Below are 18023 nucleotides of genomic sequence, written 5' to 3'. Positions count from 1 at the left end.
CCACACCACGCACTCTGGGCCCTGTACAAGGTCGAGGGTCAACCCGGCAACCGCGCCCCCCTGCTCTCGGCCACACGCCGCACCTCCCGCAGCGAATCACCAGGGTCGCCTCTTCGGCCGCCTCGCCGAACTACGCCACGTGCGCCAGGAAGCGTTCCGCCGTCTCCGCGAGCACCTCCCGCCCGTCCCTCGCCCACAGCCCGTCGTTGAAGAGCTCCACCTCGATGGCGCCGGTGTAACCGGCCGCCTCCACGTACCCCCTCCACTCGCGCATGTCGATCGCGCCGTCGCCGATCTGCCCGCGGCCGTTGAGGACGCCCTCCGGAAGCGGGGTGATCCAGTCGGCGAGCTGGAAGGTGTGGATGCGGCCGCCCGCGCCGGCCCGGGCGATCTGCGCGGGCGCCCGGTCGTCCCACCAGACGTGGTACGTGTCGACCGTGACCCCGACCTGGTGGGCCGGGAAACGTTCCGCGAGGTCCAGGGCCTGGCCGAGCGTGGAGACCACGCAGCGGTCGGAGGCGAACATCGGGTGCAGGGGCTCGATGGCCAGGCGTACGCCGTGCCGCTCGGCGTAGGGGCCCAGTTCGGCGAGGGCGTCGGCGACGCGCTCGCGGGCGCCGTGCAGGTCCCTGGAGCCGGCCGGCAGGCCGCCGGAGACCAGGACCAGGGTGTCCGTGCCGAGGGTCGCGGCCTCCTCGACCGCCCGGCGGTTGTCGGCGAGCGCGGCGGCGCGCTCGTCCGGGTCGAGGGCCGTGAAGAAGCCGCCCCGGCACAGGGTGGTGACCGTCAGGCCGGCCTCGCGGACCAGCTTGGCGGTCGCCTCGACACCGTACGCCCGCACCGGCTCGCGCCACAGGCCGACGCCCGGCACGCCCAGCTCCTGACAGGCGTCGGCCAGTGCCGGCAGCGAGAGCTGCTTGACGGTCATCTGGTTGACGGAGAAGCGCTCCAGGGACGTCATCGGGCGACTCCGTACAGGGCGAGGAGGGTCCTCATGCGGTCCTCGGCCGACTTCGGGTCCGGGAACAGGCCCAGGCCGTCGGCGAGTTCGTAGGCGCGCGCGAAGTGCGGCAGGGAGCGCGCCGACTGCAGGCCGCCCACCATCGTGAAGTGGGTCTGGTGGCCGGCCAGCCAGGCCAGGAACACCACGCCCGTCTTGTAGAACCGGGTGGGCGACTGGAAGAGGTGCCGGGAGAGCTCCACGGTGGGGTCCAGGAGGCCGCGGAAGCCCGCCGTGTCCCCGGTGTCCAGGATCCGGACCGCCTCGGCCGCCAGCGGCCCCAGCGGGTCGAAGATGCCGAGCAGGGCGTGGCTGAAGCCCTGCTCGTCGCCCGCGATCAGCTCGGGGTAGTTGAAGTCGTCGCCGGTGTAGCAGCGGACGCCCTGCGGCAGGCGGCGGCGCAGGTCGACCTCGCGCTCCGCGTCGAGCAGGGAGACCTTGATGCCGTCGACCTTGTCGGGGTGGGCGGCGATGACCTCGAGGAAGGTGTCGGTGGCCACGTCGAGGTCCGCCGACCCCCAGTAGCCCGTCAGCGCCGGGTCGAACATCGGGCCGAGCCAGTGCAGGACCACCGGCTCGGCGGCCTGGCGCAGCAGGTGGCCGTAGACGTCGAGGTAGTCCTCGGGGCCCTGCGCCGCCGCCGCGAGCGCCCTGGAGGCCATCAGGACGGCCTGGGCGCCGGACTCCTCGACGAGGGCGAGCTGTTCCTCGTACGCGGCCCGGACGTCCGCGAGGGAGCCGCCGGTGATCTGGTCGGTGCCGACCCCGCAGGCGATCCGGCCGCCCACCGCACGGGCCTCGGCGGCGCTGCGGCGGATCAGCTCGGCCGCGGCCGCCCAGTCCAGGCCCATGCCGCGCTGGGCGGTGTCCATCGCCTCGGCGACGCCCAGGCCGTGCGCCCACAGGTGGCGGCGGAAGGCGAGGGTGGCGTCCCAGTCGACGGCGGCGGGCGCGTCGGGGTGGGTGTCGGCGAACGGGTCGGCGACGACGTGCGCCGCCGAGAAGACCGTACGGGAGGTGAAAGGGGTGCCCGGGGTGAGGGCGAGCGGCTCGGTGCGCGGCTCGTACGGCCGCAACGACCCGTCCGGGGAGGGGAGGTGGATGGTCACAGTTCGATCTCCGGTACCTCGATGCGGCGGCCCTCCGCCGAGGACGTCAGGCCCAGCTCGGCGAGCTGCACGCCGCGCGCGCCGGCCAGCAGGTCCCAGTGGTAGGGGGCGCCGGCGTAGACGTGCTTGAGGAACAGCTCCCACTGGGCCTTGAAGCCGTTGTCGAACTCGGTGTTGTCGGGGATCTCCTGCCACTGCTCGCGGAAGGCGTAGGTGGCGGGGATGTCCGGGTTCCAGACCGGCTTGGGGGTCGCGCTGCGGTGCTGGACACGGCAGTTCCGCAGGCCGGCGACCGCTGAGCCTTCGGTGCCGTCCACCTGGAACTCGACCAGCTCGTCGCGGTTGACGCGGACCGCCCAGGAGGAGTTGATCTGGGCGACGGCACCTCCGTCGAGCTCGAAGACGCCGTACGCGGCGTCGTCCGCCGTCGCGTCGTAGGGCTTGCCGTTCTCGTCCCAGCGCTGCGGGATGTGGGTGGCGGTGAGGGCCTGGACGGACTTCACGCGGCCGAACAGCTCGTGCAGGACGTACTCCCAGTGCGGGAACATGTCGACGACGATGCCGCCGCCGTCCTCCGCGCGGTAGTTCCAGGACGGCCGCTGCGCCTCCTGCCAGTCGCCCTCGAAGACCCAGTAGCCGAACTCACCCCGGACCGAGAGGATCCGGCCGAAGAAGCCACCGTCGATGAGCCGCTTCAGCTTCAGCAGGCCGGGCAGGAAGATCTTGTCCTGGACGACACCGGACTTGACGCCCTTGGCGTGCGCGAGCCGGGCCAGCTCCAGGGCGCCGTCGAGGCCGGTGGCCGTCGGCTTCTCGGTGTAGACGTGCTTCCCGGCCACGACGGCCTGCTTGATGGCCTCCTCGCGGGCGGAGGTGACCTGGGAGTCGAAGTAGATGTCGATGGTGGGGTCGGCGAGCACGGCCGCCAGGTCGGTGGAGATGTGCTCGTCCGACAGGCCGTGGCGGTCGGCGATCTCGCGGAGCGCGTGCTCGCGGCGGCCGACGAGGACCGGTTCCGGCCACAGCACCGTGCCGTCGCCGAGGTCGAGTCCGCCCTGCTCGCGCAGGGCGAGGATCGAGCGGACGAGGTGCTGGCGGTAGCCCATGCGTCCGGTGACGCCGTTCATGGCGATACGCACCGTCTTGCGGTTCACGTGTTTCCCTTCGTCCGCGTGCGCCCCAGCGGCGCAGCAAGCGCTTTCTACACGGTCTGAAGCTAGCCTTTCCCCACTGGTCTGTACAAGACCGTGATGGGGTCGAGTTGTTCGAGGGGGCGAACAACAGGAGTGAATGGCCATATGGTCTGCACGGCAAGGGGGCTTCCTATGAGCAAGCTGTTGATCGGGCTGCCGATCAGGCTGCGTACGACGACGTACGACGAGATGCGCGACCGGAGGACGACGAGATGACGGTGACCCTGGCGGACGTGGCGGCCCGCGCCCAGGTCTCGCCCGCGACGGTGTCGCGCGTACTGAACGGCAACTACCCCGTGGCGGCGTCCACGCGGGAACGGGTGCTGCGGGCGGTGGACGAGCTGGACTACGTCCTCAACGGGCCGGCGAGCGCGCTCGCGGCGGCCACCTCCGACCTGGTCGGCATCCTCGTCAACGACATCGCCGACCCGTTCTTCGGGATCATGGCAAGCGCGATCCAGGGCGAGATCGGCGGTCCAGGCGGGCGCGCGGGCGGCGAGCGGCTGGCGGTGACCTGCAACACCGGGGGGTCGCCGGAGCGTGAGCTGACGTACCTGACGCTGCTGCAGCGACAGCGGGCGGCGGCGGTGATCCTGACCGGCGGCGCCGTGGAGGACGCGCCGCACGCGGCGGCGGTGGCGGCGAAGCTGCGGAAGCTGGCGGACGCCGGGACCCGGGTGGTGCTGTGCGGGCGGCCGCCGGCGCCGGACACCGACGCGGTGGCGCTGACCTTCGACAACCGCGGCGGCGGCAAACAGCTGACCGAGCACCTCATCGGGCTCGGCCACCGGCGCCTCGGCTACATCGCGGGCCCCGAGGAGCGGACGACCACCCGGCACCGCCTGGAGGGCCACCGGGCCGCGCTCGCCGAGGCCGGCATCGAGGAGGACCCGCGCTGGACCGTGCACGGGCGGTACGACCGCCGGGCCGGGTACGAGGCGACGCTGGAGCTGCTGCGCCGGGACCCGTCGCTCACCGCGGTGGTGGCGGCGAACGACTCGGTCGCGCTGGGCGCGTGCGCGGCACTGCGGGAGTCGGGGCTGCGGATCCCGGCGGACGTGTCGGTGGCCGGCTTCGACGACCTGCCGTTCAGCATCGACGCGGTGCCGTCGCTGACCACGGTCCGGCTGCCGCTCGCGGAGGCGGGGGCGCGGGCCGGCCGCATCGCGATGGGCCGCGAGGAGCCGCCGCCGGGCGGGATCGCGACGGTGCGGGGGGAGCTGATGGTGCGGGGGTCGTCGGGGGTGCCGCGCGCCTGACCACCCACCGGCGACGAGAACCCCGACAGCGGGGGGCGCGGCTCAGGTGCCCCCGACCATCCCTCGTCCCGGCGGTCGTGGTTCGGCTGCGGTCGTCCGGGGGTTGCCCGCGCCCCCCTCAGGGGCGCGGGCAACCGCGCGGCCAACCCCCCGCCGGCCCGCAGCCGGCCGACCGCCGTCTTGCCCCTGCGCCTCTTCGCCCCGACAGCGGCTCAGCTTCTGGACGCAGGTGACGCGGAGGTTGCGATACGGGGGTCTTCGACGCACGGATCCGGGTGCCCGAGGGTCGGGCACCCGGATCCGTCCTTCGTTGTCAGGGAGTGTCACTCACCGGCCGCCGCCACCGCCGCCGTGACCGCCGCCACCGTAGCCGCCGCCACCGTGACCGCCGCCGCCATAGCCGCCGCCACCGTAGCCGCCGCCACCGTAGCCGCCGCCACCGTGACCGCCGTGACCGCCGTAGCCGCCGTAGCCGTTGTCGCCCCAGCCGCCCCAGCCACCACGGCCGTAGCCGTCGTCGCCCCAGCCGCCGTAGCCGCCGCCCCGGTGACCGCCGCCGTAGCCGCCGCCGCCATAGCCGCCGCCGCCGTGACCGCCGCCGCCGTAGCCTCCGCCGCCATGGCCGCCACCGCCGCCGCCGTGGCCACCGCCACCGCCGCCGCCGTGACCGCCGCCGCCACCGCCACCACCGTTGTCCTGGTAGGTGACGACGTGGTCGGGCGCCGCGTGGGTGGCCGCACTGGCAATTCCGGCTCCGGCGCCGAGCGCCAGAATGGGTGCCGAAATCGCAGCGATGGCGACCCTCTTCATACGTGTGGTGTGCGCGCGCATGGTTTCGCCCCTCTCCGAGGGTGTGGTTGTGTGACGACGGCCGCCTTGCTTGGGCCGGCCGCCCTGCGTGCGCTCCAAGGCCTGCGCGCAGCCCTGGGCGCGTCCGCCGCCCGCGATGCCGGTTCTCCGCACACCCGCTCGGGTTGTCCGGCGGACTACGTCACATGCTCGTTGAAACGGACATATGTGACGTTCGTGTATAAACCTACGGCGCGGGCGCGACGAAGTCAAAAGCAGGACCAGGACCAAGCAAAAAAGAACAAGTAAAGCCAGCGGGGCCGCTGTTCGAGCCGACGCCTTCCGGTCGGGCGGGGCGGCGGGATAGCCTCGGGGCACGGTATCTCTGACTCAGTCAACCATCGGGGGCCAGCCATGACCGTCCAGGACATCCGCGCCTTCAACCGCTTCTACACCAACCTCATCGGCGCCCTCGACTACGGCCGCCACCTCTACGCCCCGTACACCCTCACCGAGGCCCGGGTGCTCTACGAGCTCGCGCACGCCGCAGACACCGACGCGGCCGACCTGCGGGCCGATCTCGCTCTGGACGCCGGGTACTTGAGCCGGATCCTCAACAAGTTCGAGGAGGCCGGGCTGATCGAGCGCGCGCCCTCGGCGAAGGACCCGCGGCGGCGGCGCGTCTCCCTCACCCCGGGCGGCCGGTCGGCCGCCGAACTGCTCGACGAACGGGCCCGGGAATCGGTCGGCTCGCTGCTGGGCGCAGTCGACCCGGCCGAGCGGGCCCGCCTCGCCGAGGCGATGCGCACCATCCGCTCGATCCTCGGCGACGGGCACGCCCCCGAGGGCTCCGGCGAGGTCGTGCTGCGCGAGCCGCACCCCGGCGACCTGGGCTGGATCGTGCAGCGCAACGCCGCCCTGTACGCGGCCGAGTACGGCTGGAACACCGACTACGAGGGCCTCGTCGCCCGGATCGTCGCCGACTACGCCGAGGATCACGACCCGCACCTGGAGCGGACCTGGATCGCCGAGTGGGCCGGGCGGCCGGCGGGCTGCGTGATGTGCGTACGGGACGACGCCCCGGGCACCGCGCGGCTGCGGCTGCTGCTCGTGGAGCCGGAGGCCCGCGGGCTCGGCATCGGCGACCGGCTGGTCACCGCCGTGACCGACTTCGCGCGCGGGGTCGGCTACCGGGAGCTGGTGCTGTGGACCAACGACGTGCTGTCCGCCGCCCGCCGCATCTACCAGCGGCACGGCTTCGTCCTCACCGCCGAGAAGCCGCACCGCTCCTTCGGCAAGGACCTGGTCGGCCAGGACTGGCGACTGGACCTGCACGGAACCGGTGAGTGAGAAGTAGGTTGGTGGGCATGAAGTTCGCCTTCTCCACCCTCGGGGTTCCCGGCCTGCCCGTGCCCGACGTGCTCGCGCTCGCCACGGCCAACGGCTATCACGGCGTGGAGCTGCGCGCCCATCCGGAAGAGCCCGTCCACACCGGGCTCGGCCCGGCCGCGCGAGCCGACGTGGCCGCCGAGTTCAAGGCGACCGGGGTGGAGGTCCTGGGCGTCGCCGGGTACGCCCGCCTCGCGGCTCCGGGCGACGACGCCCCGGTCCTCGACGAGACGCGCCAACTCCTCCAGCTCGCCCACGACCTGGGCGCCTCCCACGTCCGCGTCTTCCCTGGCGCCGACCCGGACCTGCCGGCCGCCGAGTCCGACGCGATCGCCGCCCGGCGGCTCGGCACGGTCGCCGAGGACGCCGCCGCGCTCGGCGTCCGGGTCCTGCTCGAGACCCACGACTCGCACCGCACCGGCGCCGCCGCGATCCGCGTCCTCGGCCCGGTCGGGCACCGCATGGTCGGCTCGCTCTGGGACGTCATGCACACCTGGCTGGGCGGCGAGCAGCCCGCCGAGAGCTACGCGGCGCTCGCCCCGCACCTCGGCTACGTCCAGGTCAAGGACATCGCCTCGGCCGACGACACCACCCCGCTGCCGCTCGGCGCCGGGGTCCTCCCCCTCTCCGACTGCGTGGAGGTGCTCTCTCGGCACGGCTGGGACGGCTGGCTGTGCTGGGAGTACGAGAAGCGCTGGTACGAGGCGGCGGCCCCGCTGCCCGGACTGCTGGCGGCGGGCCGGGAGCACCTGGCCCGGCTGCTCAACGAGTCGGCCTGACCCCCGCCACCACGCGCCGCCGACCGGGATCCCGGATCACGCCCCGGCCGACGGGGACCCCCGATCACGCCCCGGCGACCGGCATCCCCCACCCCGCGGCCAGCTCCCCGAACGCCTCGTGGAAGCCGGGGAACGTCTTCCGCACGCACCCAGGGTCGTCGAAGGAGATCCCGGGTGTGCGCAGCCCGGTCACCGCGAAGGACATCACGACGCGGTGGTCGCCGAAGGTCTTGATCTCGGCCGGGGCGGGCGTGCCGGGCCGGATCTCGATCCAGTCCTCGCCCGTGGCGGCCTCGATCCCCAGCCGGCGCAGGTTCTCCGCGCAGGCGTCGAGCCGGTCGCACTCCTTCACCCGGGTGTTGGCCACGTCCTCGATCCGGACCGGACCGCTCGCGAAGGGGGCGATCGCCGCGAGGGTGGGCATGGTGTCGGAGATGTCCCGCATGGCGACGGTCAGGCCGCGCAGCTCGCCGGTACCCCGGACGGTCGTCCGGTCCGCGCCGATCTCCACGTCCGCGCCCATCCGCCGCAGGACGTCCACGAACCCCAGGTCGCCCTGGAGGGCGCCCCGCCCGAGCCCCGGGACGATGACCTCACGGCCCGTCACCGCCGCCGCCGCGAAGAAGTAACCGGCGGTGGAGGCGTCGGGCTCGACCGCGTAGGTGGTGGCCCGGTAGCCGCCCGGCGGGACGACGAAGACCTCGCCCTCCCGCGCCACCTCCACCCCGAACGACCGCATCATCGCGATCGTGATCTCCACGTACGGCGCGGACACCAGGTCGGTCACCCGGATCCGCAGGCCCTTGCGGGTGAGCGGGCCGAGCAGCAGCAGGGCGGTGAGGTACTGCGAGGACTGCCCGGCGTCGAGCGTCACCTCGCCGCCCTCGACCCCGGCCGCCTCGATGCGCAGCGGGTGGTGGCCCTCGGCCGCCTCGTGGCGCAGGTCGACACCGAGGTCGCGCAGGGCGCGGGTGAGCGGGGCGAGCGGGCGGCGGCGCATCTGCTCGGAGGCGTCGAAGCGGTAGCTGCCGTGGCCGGCCGCGGCGAGGGTGGGCAGGAAGCGGGCGGTGGTGGCGCCGTCCCGGCAGTAGACCTCGGCCTCGGGGAGGGCGGGGCCCTGCGGGCGGCCGTCCACCTGCCAGGTGTCGGGGGTGCGGCCGACGCGGTAGCCGAGCCGGGTCAGGCCCTCGGCGAAGCCCTCGGTGTCGTCGGAGCGGAGGGGGCGGACGAGGGTGGTGACTCCGTCGGCGGCGGCCGCCAGGAAGAGGGCGCGGGCGGTGACGGACTTGGAACCGGGGATGTCGACGAGGGGCATGCCGCCATGATCGCTTGCCGCGAGGCTCGGGTGGGGGTGTTTCCAGGGGCTGGAACAGGTCGTTCGTCGGGTGCGGCCGGTGGGGGCTGGTCACGCAGTTCCTCCCCCGGCCTTCGGCCGGGGGACCCCCAGCGCCCCTGACGGGGCGCTGTCCCTGGCGTATCTTCCGGCTCCCCCCTCCCGAATTACGGAAATGGACCGCCCGACGGGAACCCCTCCCCCGTGCCGTCCGTCCAAAGCGCAGGCTGTCGGAAGAGTCTCCGTGGTGCGGTGTCGGCCCTCGCTGCTGGCTGCGATTGCTGACCTACCCTCTCCGCCCACCACGGCCGCCGGCCCGCCGCCATCGACGTGCCCCCTCCAATGCGCCGATGGCGGCCCCTTTCTGGTTACTGTGCATTCCCCACCAAAAGGAGCGCACGTGCCCTCCAGACGCACCGTCCTCACCGCGACCGCGGGCGTCACCGCGGGACTGGCCGTCGGCACCGGCGCGAGCGCCCTCGGCTCCGGCGGCAGAGGCACCGCCGGCACGGACCCCGGTGACAAGAGGTCCGACGACAAGAGGCTCCGCGCGATCGTCGGCCGGATGACGGTCGAGGAGAAGGTCGGTCAGCTGTTCGTGACGCGGGTCTACGGGCATTCGGCCACCGACCCGGACCAGGCCGACATCGACGCCAACCTCAAGGAGATCGGCGTCCGCACCGCCGCCGAGCTGATCGCGACGTACCGGGTCGGCGGGATCATCTACTTCACCTGGACGCACAACACCCGCGACCCGCGGCAGATCGCCGAGCTGTCCAACGGGATCCAGCGGGCCTCGCTGACGCAGCCGCGCGGCCTGCCGGTGCTGATCTCCACCGACCAGGAGCACGGCGCCGTCTGCCGGATCGGGAAGCCCGCCACCCTCTTCCCGGGCGCCATGGCCATGGGGGCCGGTGGCTCCCCGGCCGACGCCCGCACCCTCGGCCGGATCTCCGGCGCGGAGCTGCGGGCGATGGGCGTGCGGCAGGACTACTCCCCCGACGCCGACGTGAACGTGAACCCGGCCAACCCGATCATCGGTGTACGGTCCTTCGGGGCCGGCCCGGACGCGGCCGGGGCGCTGGTCGCCGCCGAGGTGCAGGGTTACCAGGAGGCGGGGGTGGCGGCCACCGCCAAGCACTTCCCGGGGCACGGCGACACCGCCGTGGACAGCCACACCGGCTTCCCGGTGATCACGCACAGCCGGGAGGTGTGGGAGAAGCTGGACGCGGTCCCGTTCCGCGCGGCGATCGAGGCGGGCATCGACTCGGTCATGACCGCGCACATCCAGTTCCCGGCCCTGGACGGCTCCGGCGACCCGGCCACCCTCTCGCACCCCGTCCTCACCGGCATCCTGCGCGGCGAACTCGGCTACGACGGGGTCGTGGTGACCGACTCCCTGGGCATGGCGGGGGTCCGGACGAAGTACGGCGACGACCGGGTGCCCGTGCTCGCGCTGAAGGCCGGCGTCGACCAGCTCCTCGACCCGCCCCACCTGGACGTCGCCTGGAACGCCGTCCTGAAGGCCGTACGGGACGGCGAGCTGACCGAGGCCCGGCTGGACGAGTCGGTCCTGCGGATCCTGCGGCTGAAGTCCCGGCTGGGGCTGCTCGACCGGCCGTACGTCGACACGAAGGACGTCGGCCGGGTGGTCGGCACGGCACAGCACCTCGCCGCCGCCGACCGCATCGCCGAGCGCACCACCACCCTGCTGGTCAACGAGGGCGGGCTGCTCCCCCTGGCGCGCCGCACGCACGGCAAGGTGCTGGTCGTCGGCGCCGACCCGGACTCGCCGTCCGGCACGACGGGCCCGCCGACCGGTGTGCTCGCCGCCGCCCTCTCCGAACTGGGCTTCACGGCCACCGCGTTGCCCACGGGCACGGCCCCCTCGCCCGCGACCGTCGACCAGGCCGTCGCGGCGGCGCGGTCGGCGGACGCGGTGGTCGTCGGGACGTACAACGTGACGGCGGGCAGCGGGCAGCAACGGCTGGTGGAACGGCTGGTCGCGACCGGCGTCCCCGTGGTGGCGGTGGCGGTGCGCAATCCGTACGATGTCGCCCAACTGCCTTTCGTCAAGGCGTACTTGGCGACCTACTCCTGGACCGACGTCGAACTGCGGGCCGCGGCGCGGGTGATCGCGGGCGAGGTGGCACCGCGAGGCAGCCTGCCGGTGCCGGTGCAGCGGGCGGACGATCCGGCCCGGGTGCTGTATCCGGTCGGCCACGGGCTGACGTACTAGACGTACGCCACAGAACCGGGCGTAACGCCCCCAACAGGCGGAAAGCCTCCCGTGCAGCTGACGCGGACCGTGATCGCGGGCCACGCTGGCAGGGGGGTCGCTATGCGGAACAGGCGTTGTGCGGGGGTACTGGTGGCGGTGGCCGTCGTGCTGCTGCCGGCCGGTTGCCGGACGTCGTCGTCCGGGGCGCCGGCGGGCAGCGCGCGCTCGACGGCGAGCCCGGCGCCGGCCGGGTACGGCGCGCAGTTCCTCGCGGTCGGCGAGTGCAGCTCGTTCGGGACCGCCGGCTTCACCGAGGTGCCCTGCACCGGGGAACGCGCGGCGGCCCGGGTGGTCGCCCGGTACGACGGCACCGTGGCCGACGGGCCGTTGTGCCCGGCCACCACCGACTTCGTGCTCCACATAGGCGCCCAGCACACGGACGGCGACGGAACGATCCCGCAGGGCTACGCCTGCATGCGCAACCTCGAGCCGCCGCACCCCGGTGACCCGGGCGGGGGCGGCGGGCCGCGCACCGTCGTCGGAGACTGCGTCTACGGCTCGGGCCACGGCCAGGTCCGCGAGACCGCCTGCGACGGCTCGGGGAGACGGAAACCGCAGTACCGGGTGGTCCGGGCGGTGACCTCGCGGGACGCCTGCCCGACGGCGACCGCCCTGTACGTCCAGCTGGGCGGCGAGCACCCGGTGGGCTGCGCCCGGCGGTTGTGAACGCTCCGCGGGGATCGGAGGTGTCCCAGTCGGCGTACCCAGCGGACCTCCCGCCATATGCGCACGAGCGGTTCGCCCCCTCCGCGCCTGCCCTTCCAGCCGACCCAGGTCATCCGCTCGGCCGCACGGTACGGGATCGAACCCTCAGCAGAGGATCCAGCCCGAGCTCACTGAGCTCCCTCCCACCGCACCCCGGACCCACACGCAGCGGTGTCCCGCGTGGACCGTGACCGGGCCCGCGCGGTGGCTGTACCTGCCCCTGTCGACGACCGGGCGGTTGCCGCGGGCCTGGACGCTGACGGACATCGTCCGCCGGCCGCCGGACTGCTTGGGGAGGGTGATCGCGCAGACGTAGCCGCCCTGCCGGTAGACGTGCACGGTGCCGTCGGCGAAGGACAGGGTCCGCACCTCGCGTCCGGCGCAGTTCGTGGCCGTCTCGGCCTGGGCGTCGGCCGGTGCCACGAGCGCGAGGGCCCCGGAGGCGGCCAGCACGGCCGCACCGAGCGCCAGCCGCCGGCGTATCGCACCACTGTCCACAGTCGTTCCCTCCCGTACCGCAGCTGTGCCCAACCATGACCGTACTGATGTACGGACGCCCGACATGTGTCGGATGGTTGCACGGCCGTCAGGGAGGCGAACTCACCGGGTCGCGCCGACCGGCTCCTCCGGCTCCTCCTCGGGCCGGCCGATGAAGGTGCGCCACAGTTCGGCGTACCGGCCGTCGCGGGCGAGCAGTTCGTCGTGGGTGCCGTCCTCGGCGACCCGGCCGTGGTCCATGACCACCACCCGGTCGGCGCGGGCCGCGGTGGTCAGCCGGTGGGCGACCACGAGGGTCGTACGGCGGCCCGTCAGCCGGTCGGTGGCCATGTTGACCTGGGCCTCGGTCGCCAGGTCGAGGGCGGCGGTCGCCTCGTCGAGGAGCAGCACGTCGGGGTCGACCAGCTCCGCGCGGGCGAGGGCGATGAGCTGGCGCTGGCCCGCAGAGAGGTTGCGGCCGCGCTCGGCCACCTCGTGGAGGTAGCCGCCGTCGAGGGTGGCGATCATCTCGTGGGCGCCGACCGCACGGGCCGCCGCCTCCACCTGGGCGTCGGTCGCGTCCGGGCGGCCGTAGGCGATGGCGTCCCGGACGGTCCCCGGGAAGAGGTACGCCTCCTGCGGGACGACCCCGAGGCGATGGCGGTACGAGGTCAGGTCCAGGTCGCGCAGGTCCGTGCCGTCGACCGTCACCCGGCCACCCGTCGGGTCGTAGAACCGCGCGACCAGCTTGACCAGGGTCGACTTGCCCGCGCCGGTCTCGCCGACGAAGGCGACGGTCTGCCCGGCGGGGACGGTCAGGTCGATGCAGCGCAGGGCCTCTTCGTCGTCCCCGTAGGCGAAGTGCACGTTCTCGAACGCGATGTCGCCGTGGAGCGACTCCACCTCCCGCGGGCGCTCCGCCGACTTGGTGGAGGTCGGCTCGCGCAGGAGTTCCTGGATGCGGCCGAGGGAGACGGTCGCCTGCTGGTAGCCGTCGAAGACCTGGGAGAGCTGCTGGACGGGGGCGAAGAACAGGTCGATGTAGAGCAGGTAGGCGACCAGGGCGCCGGTGGTGAGGGTGGCCGCCTCGACCCGGTGGGCGCCCGCCATCAGCACGCCGGCCGCGGCCACCGACGACAGCAGCTGGACGAACGGGAAGTAGGCCGATATCAGCAACTGGCCCCGGATACGGGCCTTGCGGTAGCTCTCGCTGCGCTCGGTGAAGCGGCGGCCGCTGTCCCGCTCGCGCCGGAAGGCCTGCACGATCCGCAGCCCGGACACCGACTCCTGGAGGTCGGCGTTGACCACCGACACCCGCTCCCGGGCGAGTTCGTACGCCTTCACGCTCGCCCGGCGGAAGAAGAACGTCGCGACGATCAGCGGCGGCAGGGTGATGAAGACGACGAGCGCGAGCTGCACGTCGATGACCAGCAGGGCGACCATGATGCCGAAGAAGGTGACGACGGAGACGAAGGCGGTGACCAGGCCGGTTTGCAGGAAGGTGGAGAGGGCGTCGACGTCCGTCGTCATCCGCGTCATGATCCGGCCGGTCAGCTCGCGCTCGTAGTAGTCGAGTCCGAGCCGCTGGAGCTGCGCGAAGATCTTCAGGCGGAGGGAGTAGAGGACCCGTTCGCCGGTGCGGCCGGTCATCCGGGTCTCGCCGATCTGGGCCGCCCACTGGGCGAGCACCGCGAACAGGCCGAGCAGCGCGGCCGCCCAGACCGCACCGAGCGCCAGCTTGCTGACGCCCTGGTCGATGCCGTGCCGGATCAGCACCGGGAGCAGCAGACCGGTGCCGGCGTCCACGGCGACCAGCGCGAGGCTGACCAGCAGGGGCGCGCCGAAGCCGCGGAGCAGGCGGCGCAGCCCGTAGGAGTCCTCGGGGCGGACGGCGCCGGCCTCGTCGATGTCGGGGACGTCGGTCGCCGGGGGCAGCGCCTCGACCTGGGCGAGGAGTTCGGGGGTGGCCGGGGTGCCGGCCAGGGCGAGGTCGCGGGGCGTGCGGTCGCCGGTCCACAGCCGCGGGGTCACCCCGCGCTCGGCGTCGAACTCGGCGTCCAGCTCGTCCCGCACGGAGGTGTCCTCGCCCGGTTCGAGGGGCAGCGCGTGCCCCGGGGAGACCCCGCCCAGCTCGTCGGGGTCGGTCAGGAGCCGGCGGTAGAGGGCGGACCGCTGCTGGAGCTCCTCGTCGGTGCCGATGTCGGCGAGCCGGCCGCCGTCGAGGACGGCGATGCGGTCGGCGAGGTTGAGGGTGGAGCGGCGGTGCGCGATGAGGAGCGTGGTGCGGCCCCGCATCACGTGGCCGAGGGCCTCGTGGATCTCGTGCTCCACGCGGGCGTCGACGGCCGAGGTGGCGTCGTCGAGGACGAGGAGCCGGGGGTCGGTGAGCAGGGCGCGGGCGAGGGCGATGCGCTGGCGCTGGCCGCCGGAGAGGGTGAGGCCCTGTTCGCCGACCTTGGTGTCGTAGCCGTCGGGCAGCTCGGCGATGAAACGGTCGGCCTGGGCGGCGCGGGCGGCGGCGAGGATCTCGTCCTCGGTCGCGTCGGGACGGCCGTACGCGATGTTGTTGCGGACCGTGTCGGAGAAGAGGAACGAGTCCTCCGGGACCAGGCCGATCGCGGCCCGCAGCGAGTCGTGGGTCAGCTCGCGCACGTCGTGGCCGCCGACCAGGACGGCGCCGTGGGTGACGTCGTAGAAGCGGGGCAGGAGGAGCGAGACCGTGGACTTGCCGGAGCCGGAGGAGCCGACGACGGCGAGGGTCTCGCCCGGCCGGATCTCGAAACTGAGCCCCTTCAGGACCGGCCGCTCGTGGTCGTACCCGAACGACACGTCGTCGAACTCGACGGTCGCGGGCGCGTCGGCGGGGAGGGTCCTGGTGCCCTCCTTCATGGTGGGCTCGGTGTCGATCAGTTCGAGCACCCGCTCGGTGCCGGCGCGTGCCTGCTGGCCGACGGTGAGGACCACGGCGAGCATCCGGACCGGGCCGACCAGCTGGGCGAGGTAGGAGGAGAAGGCGACGAAGGTGCCGAGGGTGATGTGACCGCGGACGGCGAGCCAGCCGCCGAGCGCGAGCATGGCGACCTGGCCGAGGGCCGGGACGGCCTGGAGGGCCGGGGTGAACCTGCTGTTCAGCCGAATCGTCCGCAGCCGCCCGGCGAAGAGCCTGCGCCCGACCTCCCTCAGCTTCCCGGTCTCCTGCTCCTCCTGCCCGAACCCCTTCACCACGCGCACGCCGCTGACCGCGCCGTCGACCACCCCGGCCACGGCGGCGGCCTGGGCCTGGGCGTACCAGGTGGCGGGGTGCAGCTTGCTGCGGCTGCGCTTGGCTATCCAGTACAGGGCCGGGGCGACGGCCAGGGCGACCAGGGTGAGCGGCGGCGACAGCCAGGCCATGATCCCGAGGGAGATCAGGAAGAGGAGCACGTTGCCGATCGTCATCGGCAACATGAACAGGAGCCCCTGGATGAGCTGGAGATCGCTGGTGGCGCGCCCCACCACCTGGCCCGTGGACAGCTCGTCCTGCCGCCGTCCGTCGAGCCGGGTGAGCGTGCCGTACATCTCGGTGCGCAGGTCGTGCTGGACGTCGAGGGCGAGCCGGCCGCCGTAGTAGCGGCGCACGAAGGTGGCCGCGTAGACGAGGACGGCGGCACCGACCAGGGCACCGGCCCAGGGCCCCATCGACCGGCTGTGATCACCGATCACGTCGTCGATGATCACCTTGGTGATCAGGGGTACGACGGCGAGCACCGCCATACCGGCCAGCGAGGACCCGAGGGCGAGCACGACGTCCCGGGGATGCCGCCAGGCATACCCCGCGAGCCTGCGCGCCCAGCCGCCCTGCCGCTCCCCCTGTTGCGCTGCCACGCGGGTGCCCTCCGTTCGCCCTGTTCTTCCGCAAGGTCACAACACGGAACGAAGCGGATTTCATCCCTCCGCAACAAAACGGGGGCGGGGCGGCGGAGGGCTCGCCGCGGACGCCTACGCGTGGGCGCTGATCACACCGCCCGCGTTGAGGACGACCGACGTACACGCTGTGCGCGCGGTACCGGAGCTCGCCCGTCTTCGTGACCTCGGCCGTCCAGCCGCCCGCCGGCTTGAAGGTGCCGGGGCCGGTGGGCGGCGGAACGGCGGTACGGCGGGCACGGCGCGTGGTCGTCATCGGGTTCCGTCCGGGTTCGGTGACGGCGGAACGGCCGTCCCGGTGCGCGGAGAGGCAACCGTCCGCGGTCGCGGATTCCCGGCGGAGGCACCAGGATGCGTGCTCAAGGGAGCGTGGCGGTGCCGGCCCCGCAGGAGGTCCGCATGGCGAGGTTGCTGTCCGTCAACGTGGGGATGCCCAAGGACGTCCCCTGGCAGGGCAGGACCGTGCGCACCGGGGCGTGGAAGTCCCCCGTGGACGGCAGCCGCATGGTGCGGCGGCTGAACGTCGAGGGGGACGGCCAGGGCGACCTGGCCGGGCACGGCGGCGAGATCCGGGCCGTCCTCGTCTACCAACTGGAGTCCTACCGGTACTGGCGGAAGCAGCTCGGCCGCGACGACCTCGCCTTCGGGATGTTCGGGGAGAACTTCACCGTCGACGGCCTGCCCGACGAGGAGGTGTGCATCGGCGACCGGTACCGCGTCGGCGAGGCCGAGTTCGAGGTGACCCAGCCCCGCGTCACCTGCTACCGCGTCGGCATGCGCCTGGGCGAACCCGCCATGGCCTCGCTGCTGGTCGCCCACCACCGTCCGGGCTTCTACCTGCGAGTGATCACCGAGGGCCGGGTCCGGGCCGGTGACGAGACCACCCGCACCCGCCGGGGCCCGGAGGAGCTCAGCGTCGCCGACACCGACGCGCTGCTCTACCTGCCCGGCCGCGACCCCGCGAAGCTGCGCGCCGCCCTGCGCATCCCCGCCCTCAGCCCCGGATGGCAGCAGTCCTTCCGTGAGCTCGCCGCCGGGCAGTCCGGGCCGCCCGCCGCTCCCGAGCCGGGGCCGCCGGGATTCAGGCCCATGCGCGTGGCCCGCACCGCCCCCGAGACCCCCGACGTCTCCTCCGTGCACCTCGCCACCACCGACGGCACCCCGCCGCCCGCGGCCCGCCCCGGCCAGTACCTCTCCCTGCGTCTCGCCGTCGACGCGGACGCCTACCTCTGCGGACCGACCGCCTTCATGGACGACCTCTCCGGCCATCTGCGCGAGCTCGGCCTGCGCCCCGAGCGGATCCGCACGGAGCGGTTCGGCGCGCTCGGCGCCGTCAACCCGGGCGTCACCCCCACCGCCCCGGTACGCCCGCACCAGCCACCCGGGCCACCGGGCCCCGGCCCGCTCGTCACCTTCACCCGCAGCGGCATCACGACGCCGTGGTCACCCGCCCACGCCTCGCTCCTCGAACTCGCCGAGGCCTGCTCCGTCCCCACCCGCTGGTCCTGCCGCACCGGCGTCTGCCACACCTGCGTCACCCCCGTCCTGACGGGCGACACCAGCTACACGACCCCGCCCCTCGGCCTCCCCGAGCCCGGCACGGTCCTGATCTGCTGCGGCACACCGGCGACGGAGGTCGTCCTCGATCTCTAGCGGGTGCTCGCAGCCCCGGACCGCGGACAGCCGTCACCTGCGGCCGGGAGGTACGTGTGTGTCAGAGTGGCGTGCGTGACCGGCAGTTCGAGAGCCCGGAGCCGACCCCGACAACGCCGCGGCCGGACTGTCCCGGTGCGCGCTGCAACCCGG

General features: G+C 73.5%; 13 protein-coding genes. 6 read left to right on the top strand and 7 right to left on the bottom strand.

Annotated elements, in window-relative coordinates; translation table 11 throughout:
- Positions 1 to 130: 130 nt before the first annotated feature.
- Genes BLW82_RS27565 through BLW82_RS27555 form a run of 3 tightly spaced genes read right to left on the bottom strand, consistent with a single transcriptional unit; the run spans position 131 to position 3263 of the window.
- On the bottom strand, positions 131 to 961 hold the full coding sequence (locus BLW82_RS27565; RefSeq protein WP_093502752.1) for a sugar phosphate isomerase/epimerase family protein: 831 nt from the start codon (positions 959 to 961) through the stop codon (positions 131 to 133).
- On the bottom strand, positions 958 to 2109 hold the full coding sequence (locus BLW82_RS27560) for a dihydrodipicolinate synthase family protein (protein ID WP_093502750.1): 1152 nt from the start codon (positions 2107 to 2109) through the stop codon (positions 958 to 960). Before BLW82_RS27560 ends, BLW82_RS27565 begins: the two co-directional genes overlap by 4 nt.
- Positions 2106 to 3263: a Gfo/Idh/MocA family protein gene (locus tag BLW82_RS27555; protein WP_093502748.1), complete on the bottom strand. Its 1158-nt coding sequence runs from the start codon at positions 3261 to 3263 to the stop codon at positions 2106 to 2108. The genes BLW82_RS27560 and BLW82_RS27555 overlap by 4 nt, the downstream gene beginning before the upstream one ends.
- Before the next feature lie 251 nt (positions 3264 to 3514).
- Here BLW82_RS27555 and BLW82_RS27550 point away from each other — a divergent pair, with 251 nt between their 5' ends.
- Positions 3515 to 4561 (top strand): LacI family DNA-binding transcriptional regulator, encoded by a 1047-nt coding sequence (locus tag BLW82_RS27550; protein WP_093502746.1) that lies wholly within the window; start codon positions 3515 to 3517, stop codon positions 4559 to 4561.
- Positions 4562 to 4888: 327 nt separating this feature from the next.
- On the opposite strand, the gene BLW82_RS44590 is transcribed toward BLW82_RS27550, so the two are convergent.
- Entirely contained in the window at positions 4889 to 5371 is a 483-nt protein-coding gene (locus BLW82_RS44590; protein WP_177233085.1) for a hypothetical protein, read from the bottom strand.
- Between the two features lie 393 nt (positions 5372 to 5764).
- Here BLW82_RS44590 and BLW82_RS27545 point away from each other — a divergent pair, with 393 nt between their 5' ends.
- A complete protein-coding gene (locus BLW82_RS27545) occupies positions 5765 to 6700 on the top strand; it encodes a bifunctional helix-turn-helix transcriptional regulator/GNAT family N-acetyltransferase (RefSeq protein WP_093502744.1) in 936 nt (311 codons plus the stop codon).
- Positions 6701 to 6717: 17 nt separating this feature from the next.
- Positions 6718 to 7518: a sugar phosphate isomerase/epimerase family protein gene (locus BLW82_RS27540; RefSeq protein WP_093502742.1), complete on the top strand. Its 801-nt coding sequence runs from the start codon at positions 6718 to 6720 to the stop codon at positions 7516 to 7518.
- A 64-nt stretch (positions 7519 to 7582) separates the two neighbouring features.
- Here the strand turns inward: BLW82_RS27540 and aroA are convergent, their stop codons facing one another.
- A complete protein-coding gene (gene aroA / locus BLW82_RS27535) occupies positions 7583 to 8833 on the bottom strand; it encodes a 3-phosphoshikimate 1-carboxyvinyltransferase (RefSeq protein ID WP_093502740.1) in 1251 nt (416 codons plus the stop codon).
- 418 nt (positions 8834 to 9251) lie between these two features.
- On the opposite strand from aroA, the gene BLW82_RS27530 reads away from it, so the two are divergent.
- Positions 9252 to 11090, top strand: a complete 1839-nt coding sequence (locus tag BLW82_RS27530; RefSeq protein ID WP_093502738.1) for a glycoside hydrolase family 3 protein — start codon at positions 9252 to 9254, stop codon at positions 11088 to 11090.
- A 102-nt stretch (positions 11091 to 11192) separates the two neighbouring features.
- A complete protein-coding gene (locus tag BLW82_RS27525; RefSeq protein WP_093502736.1) occupies positions 11193 to 11798 on the top strand; it encodes a hypothetical protein in 606 nt (201 codons plus the stop codon).
- A 144-nt stretch (positions 11799 to 11942) separates the two neighbouring features.
- On the opposite strand, the gene BLW82_RS27520 is transcribed toward BLW82_RS27525, so the two are convergent.
- Together BLW82_RS27520 and BLW82_RS27515 are read right to left on the bottom strand one after the other, a co-directional pair.
- Entirely contained in the window at positions 11943 to 12335 is a 393-nt protein-coding gene (locus tag BLW82_RS27520; protein WP_093502734.1) for a hypothetical protein, read from the bottom strand.
- A gap of 102 nt (positions 12336 to 12437) precedes the next feature.
- On the bottom strand, positions 12438 to 16178 hold the full coding sequence (locus tag BLW82_RS27515) for an ABC transporter ATP-binding protein (protein ID WP_093502732.1): 3741 nt from the start codon (positions 16176 to 16178) through the stop codon (positions 12438 to 12440).
- Positions 16179 to 16616: 438 nt separating this feature from the next.
- On the opposite strand from BLW82_RS27515, the gene BLW82_RS27510 reads away from it, so the two are divergent.
- Entirely contained in the window at positions 16617 to 17870 is a 1254-nt protein-coding gene (locus BLW82_RS27510; RefSeq protein ID WP_093508305.1) for an MOSC domain-containing protein, read from the top strand.
- The last annotated feature ends 153 nt before the right edge of the window (positions 17871 to 18023 follow it).

It is taken from the genome of Streptomyces sp. Ag109_O5-10, assembly GCF_900105755.1.
In the GTDB taxonomy this organism is placed as follows: domain Bacteria; phylum Actinomycetota; class Actinomycetes; order Streptomycetales; family Streptomycetaceae; genus Streptomyces.
This window is presented reverse-complemented; position numbering and strand designations above follow the sequence as displayed.

Bases quoted from the DNA above. Each gene is read 5' to 3' on its own strand.
- BLW82_RS27565 (WP_093502752.1), bottom strand. From the start codon at position 961: ATGACGTCCCTGGAGCGCTTCTCCGTCAACCAGATGACCGTCAAGCAG.
- BLW82_RS27550 (WP_093502746.1), top strand. From the start codon at position 3,515: ATGACGGTGACCCTGGCGGACGTGGCGGCCCGCGCCCAGGTCTCGCCC.
- BLW82_RS44590 (WP_177233085.1), bottom strand. From the start codon at position 5,371: ATGAAGAGGGTCGCCATCGCTGCGATTTCGGCACCCATTCTGGCGCTC.
- BLW82_RS27545 (WP_093502744.1), top strand. From the start codon at position 5,765: ATGACCGTCCAGGACATCCGCGCCTTCAACCGCTTCTACACCAACCTC.
- BLW82_RS27540 (WP_093502742.1), top strand. From the start codon at position 6,718: ATGAAGTTCGCCTTCTCCACCCTCGGGGTTCCCGGCCTGCCCGTGCCC.
- aroA (WP_093502740.1), bottom strand. From the start codon at position 8,833: ATGCCCCTCGTCGACATCCCCGGTTCCAAGTCCGTCACCGCCCGCGCC.
- BLW82_RS27525 (WP_093502736.1), top strand. From the start codon at position 11,193: ATGCGGAACAGGCGTTGTGCGGGGGTACTGGTGGCGGTGGCCGTCGTG.
- BLW82_RS27510 (WP_093508305.1), top strand. From the start codon at position 16,617: ATGGCGAGGTTGCTGTCCGTCAACGTGGGGATGCCCAAGGACGTCCCC.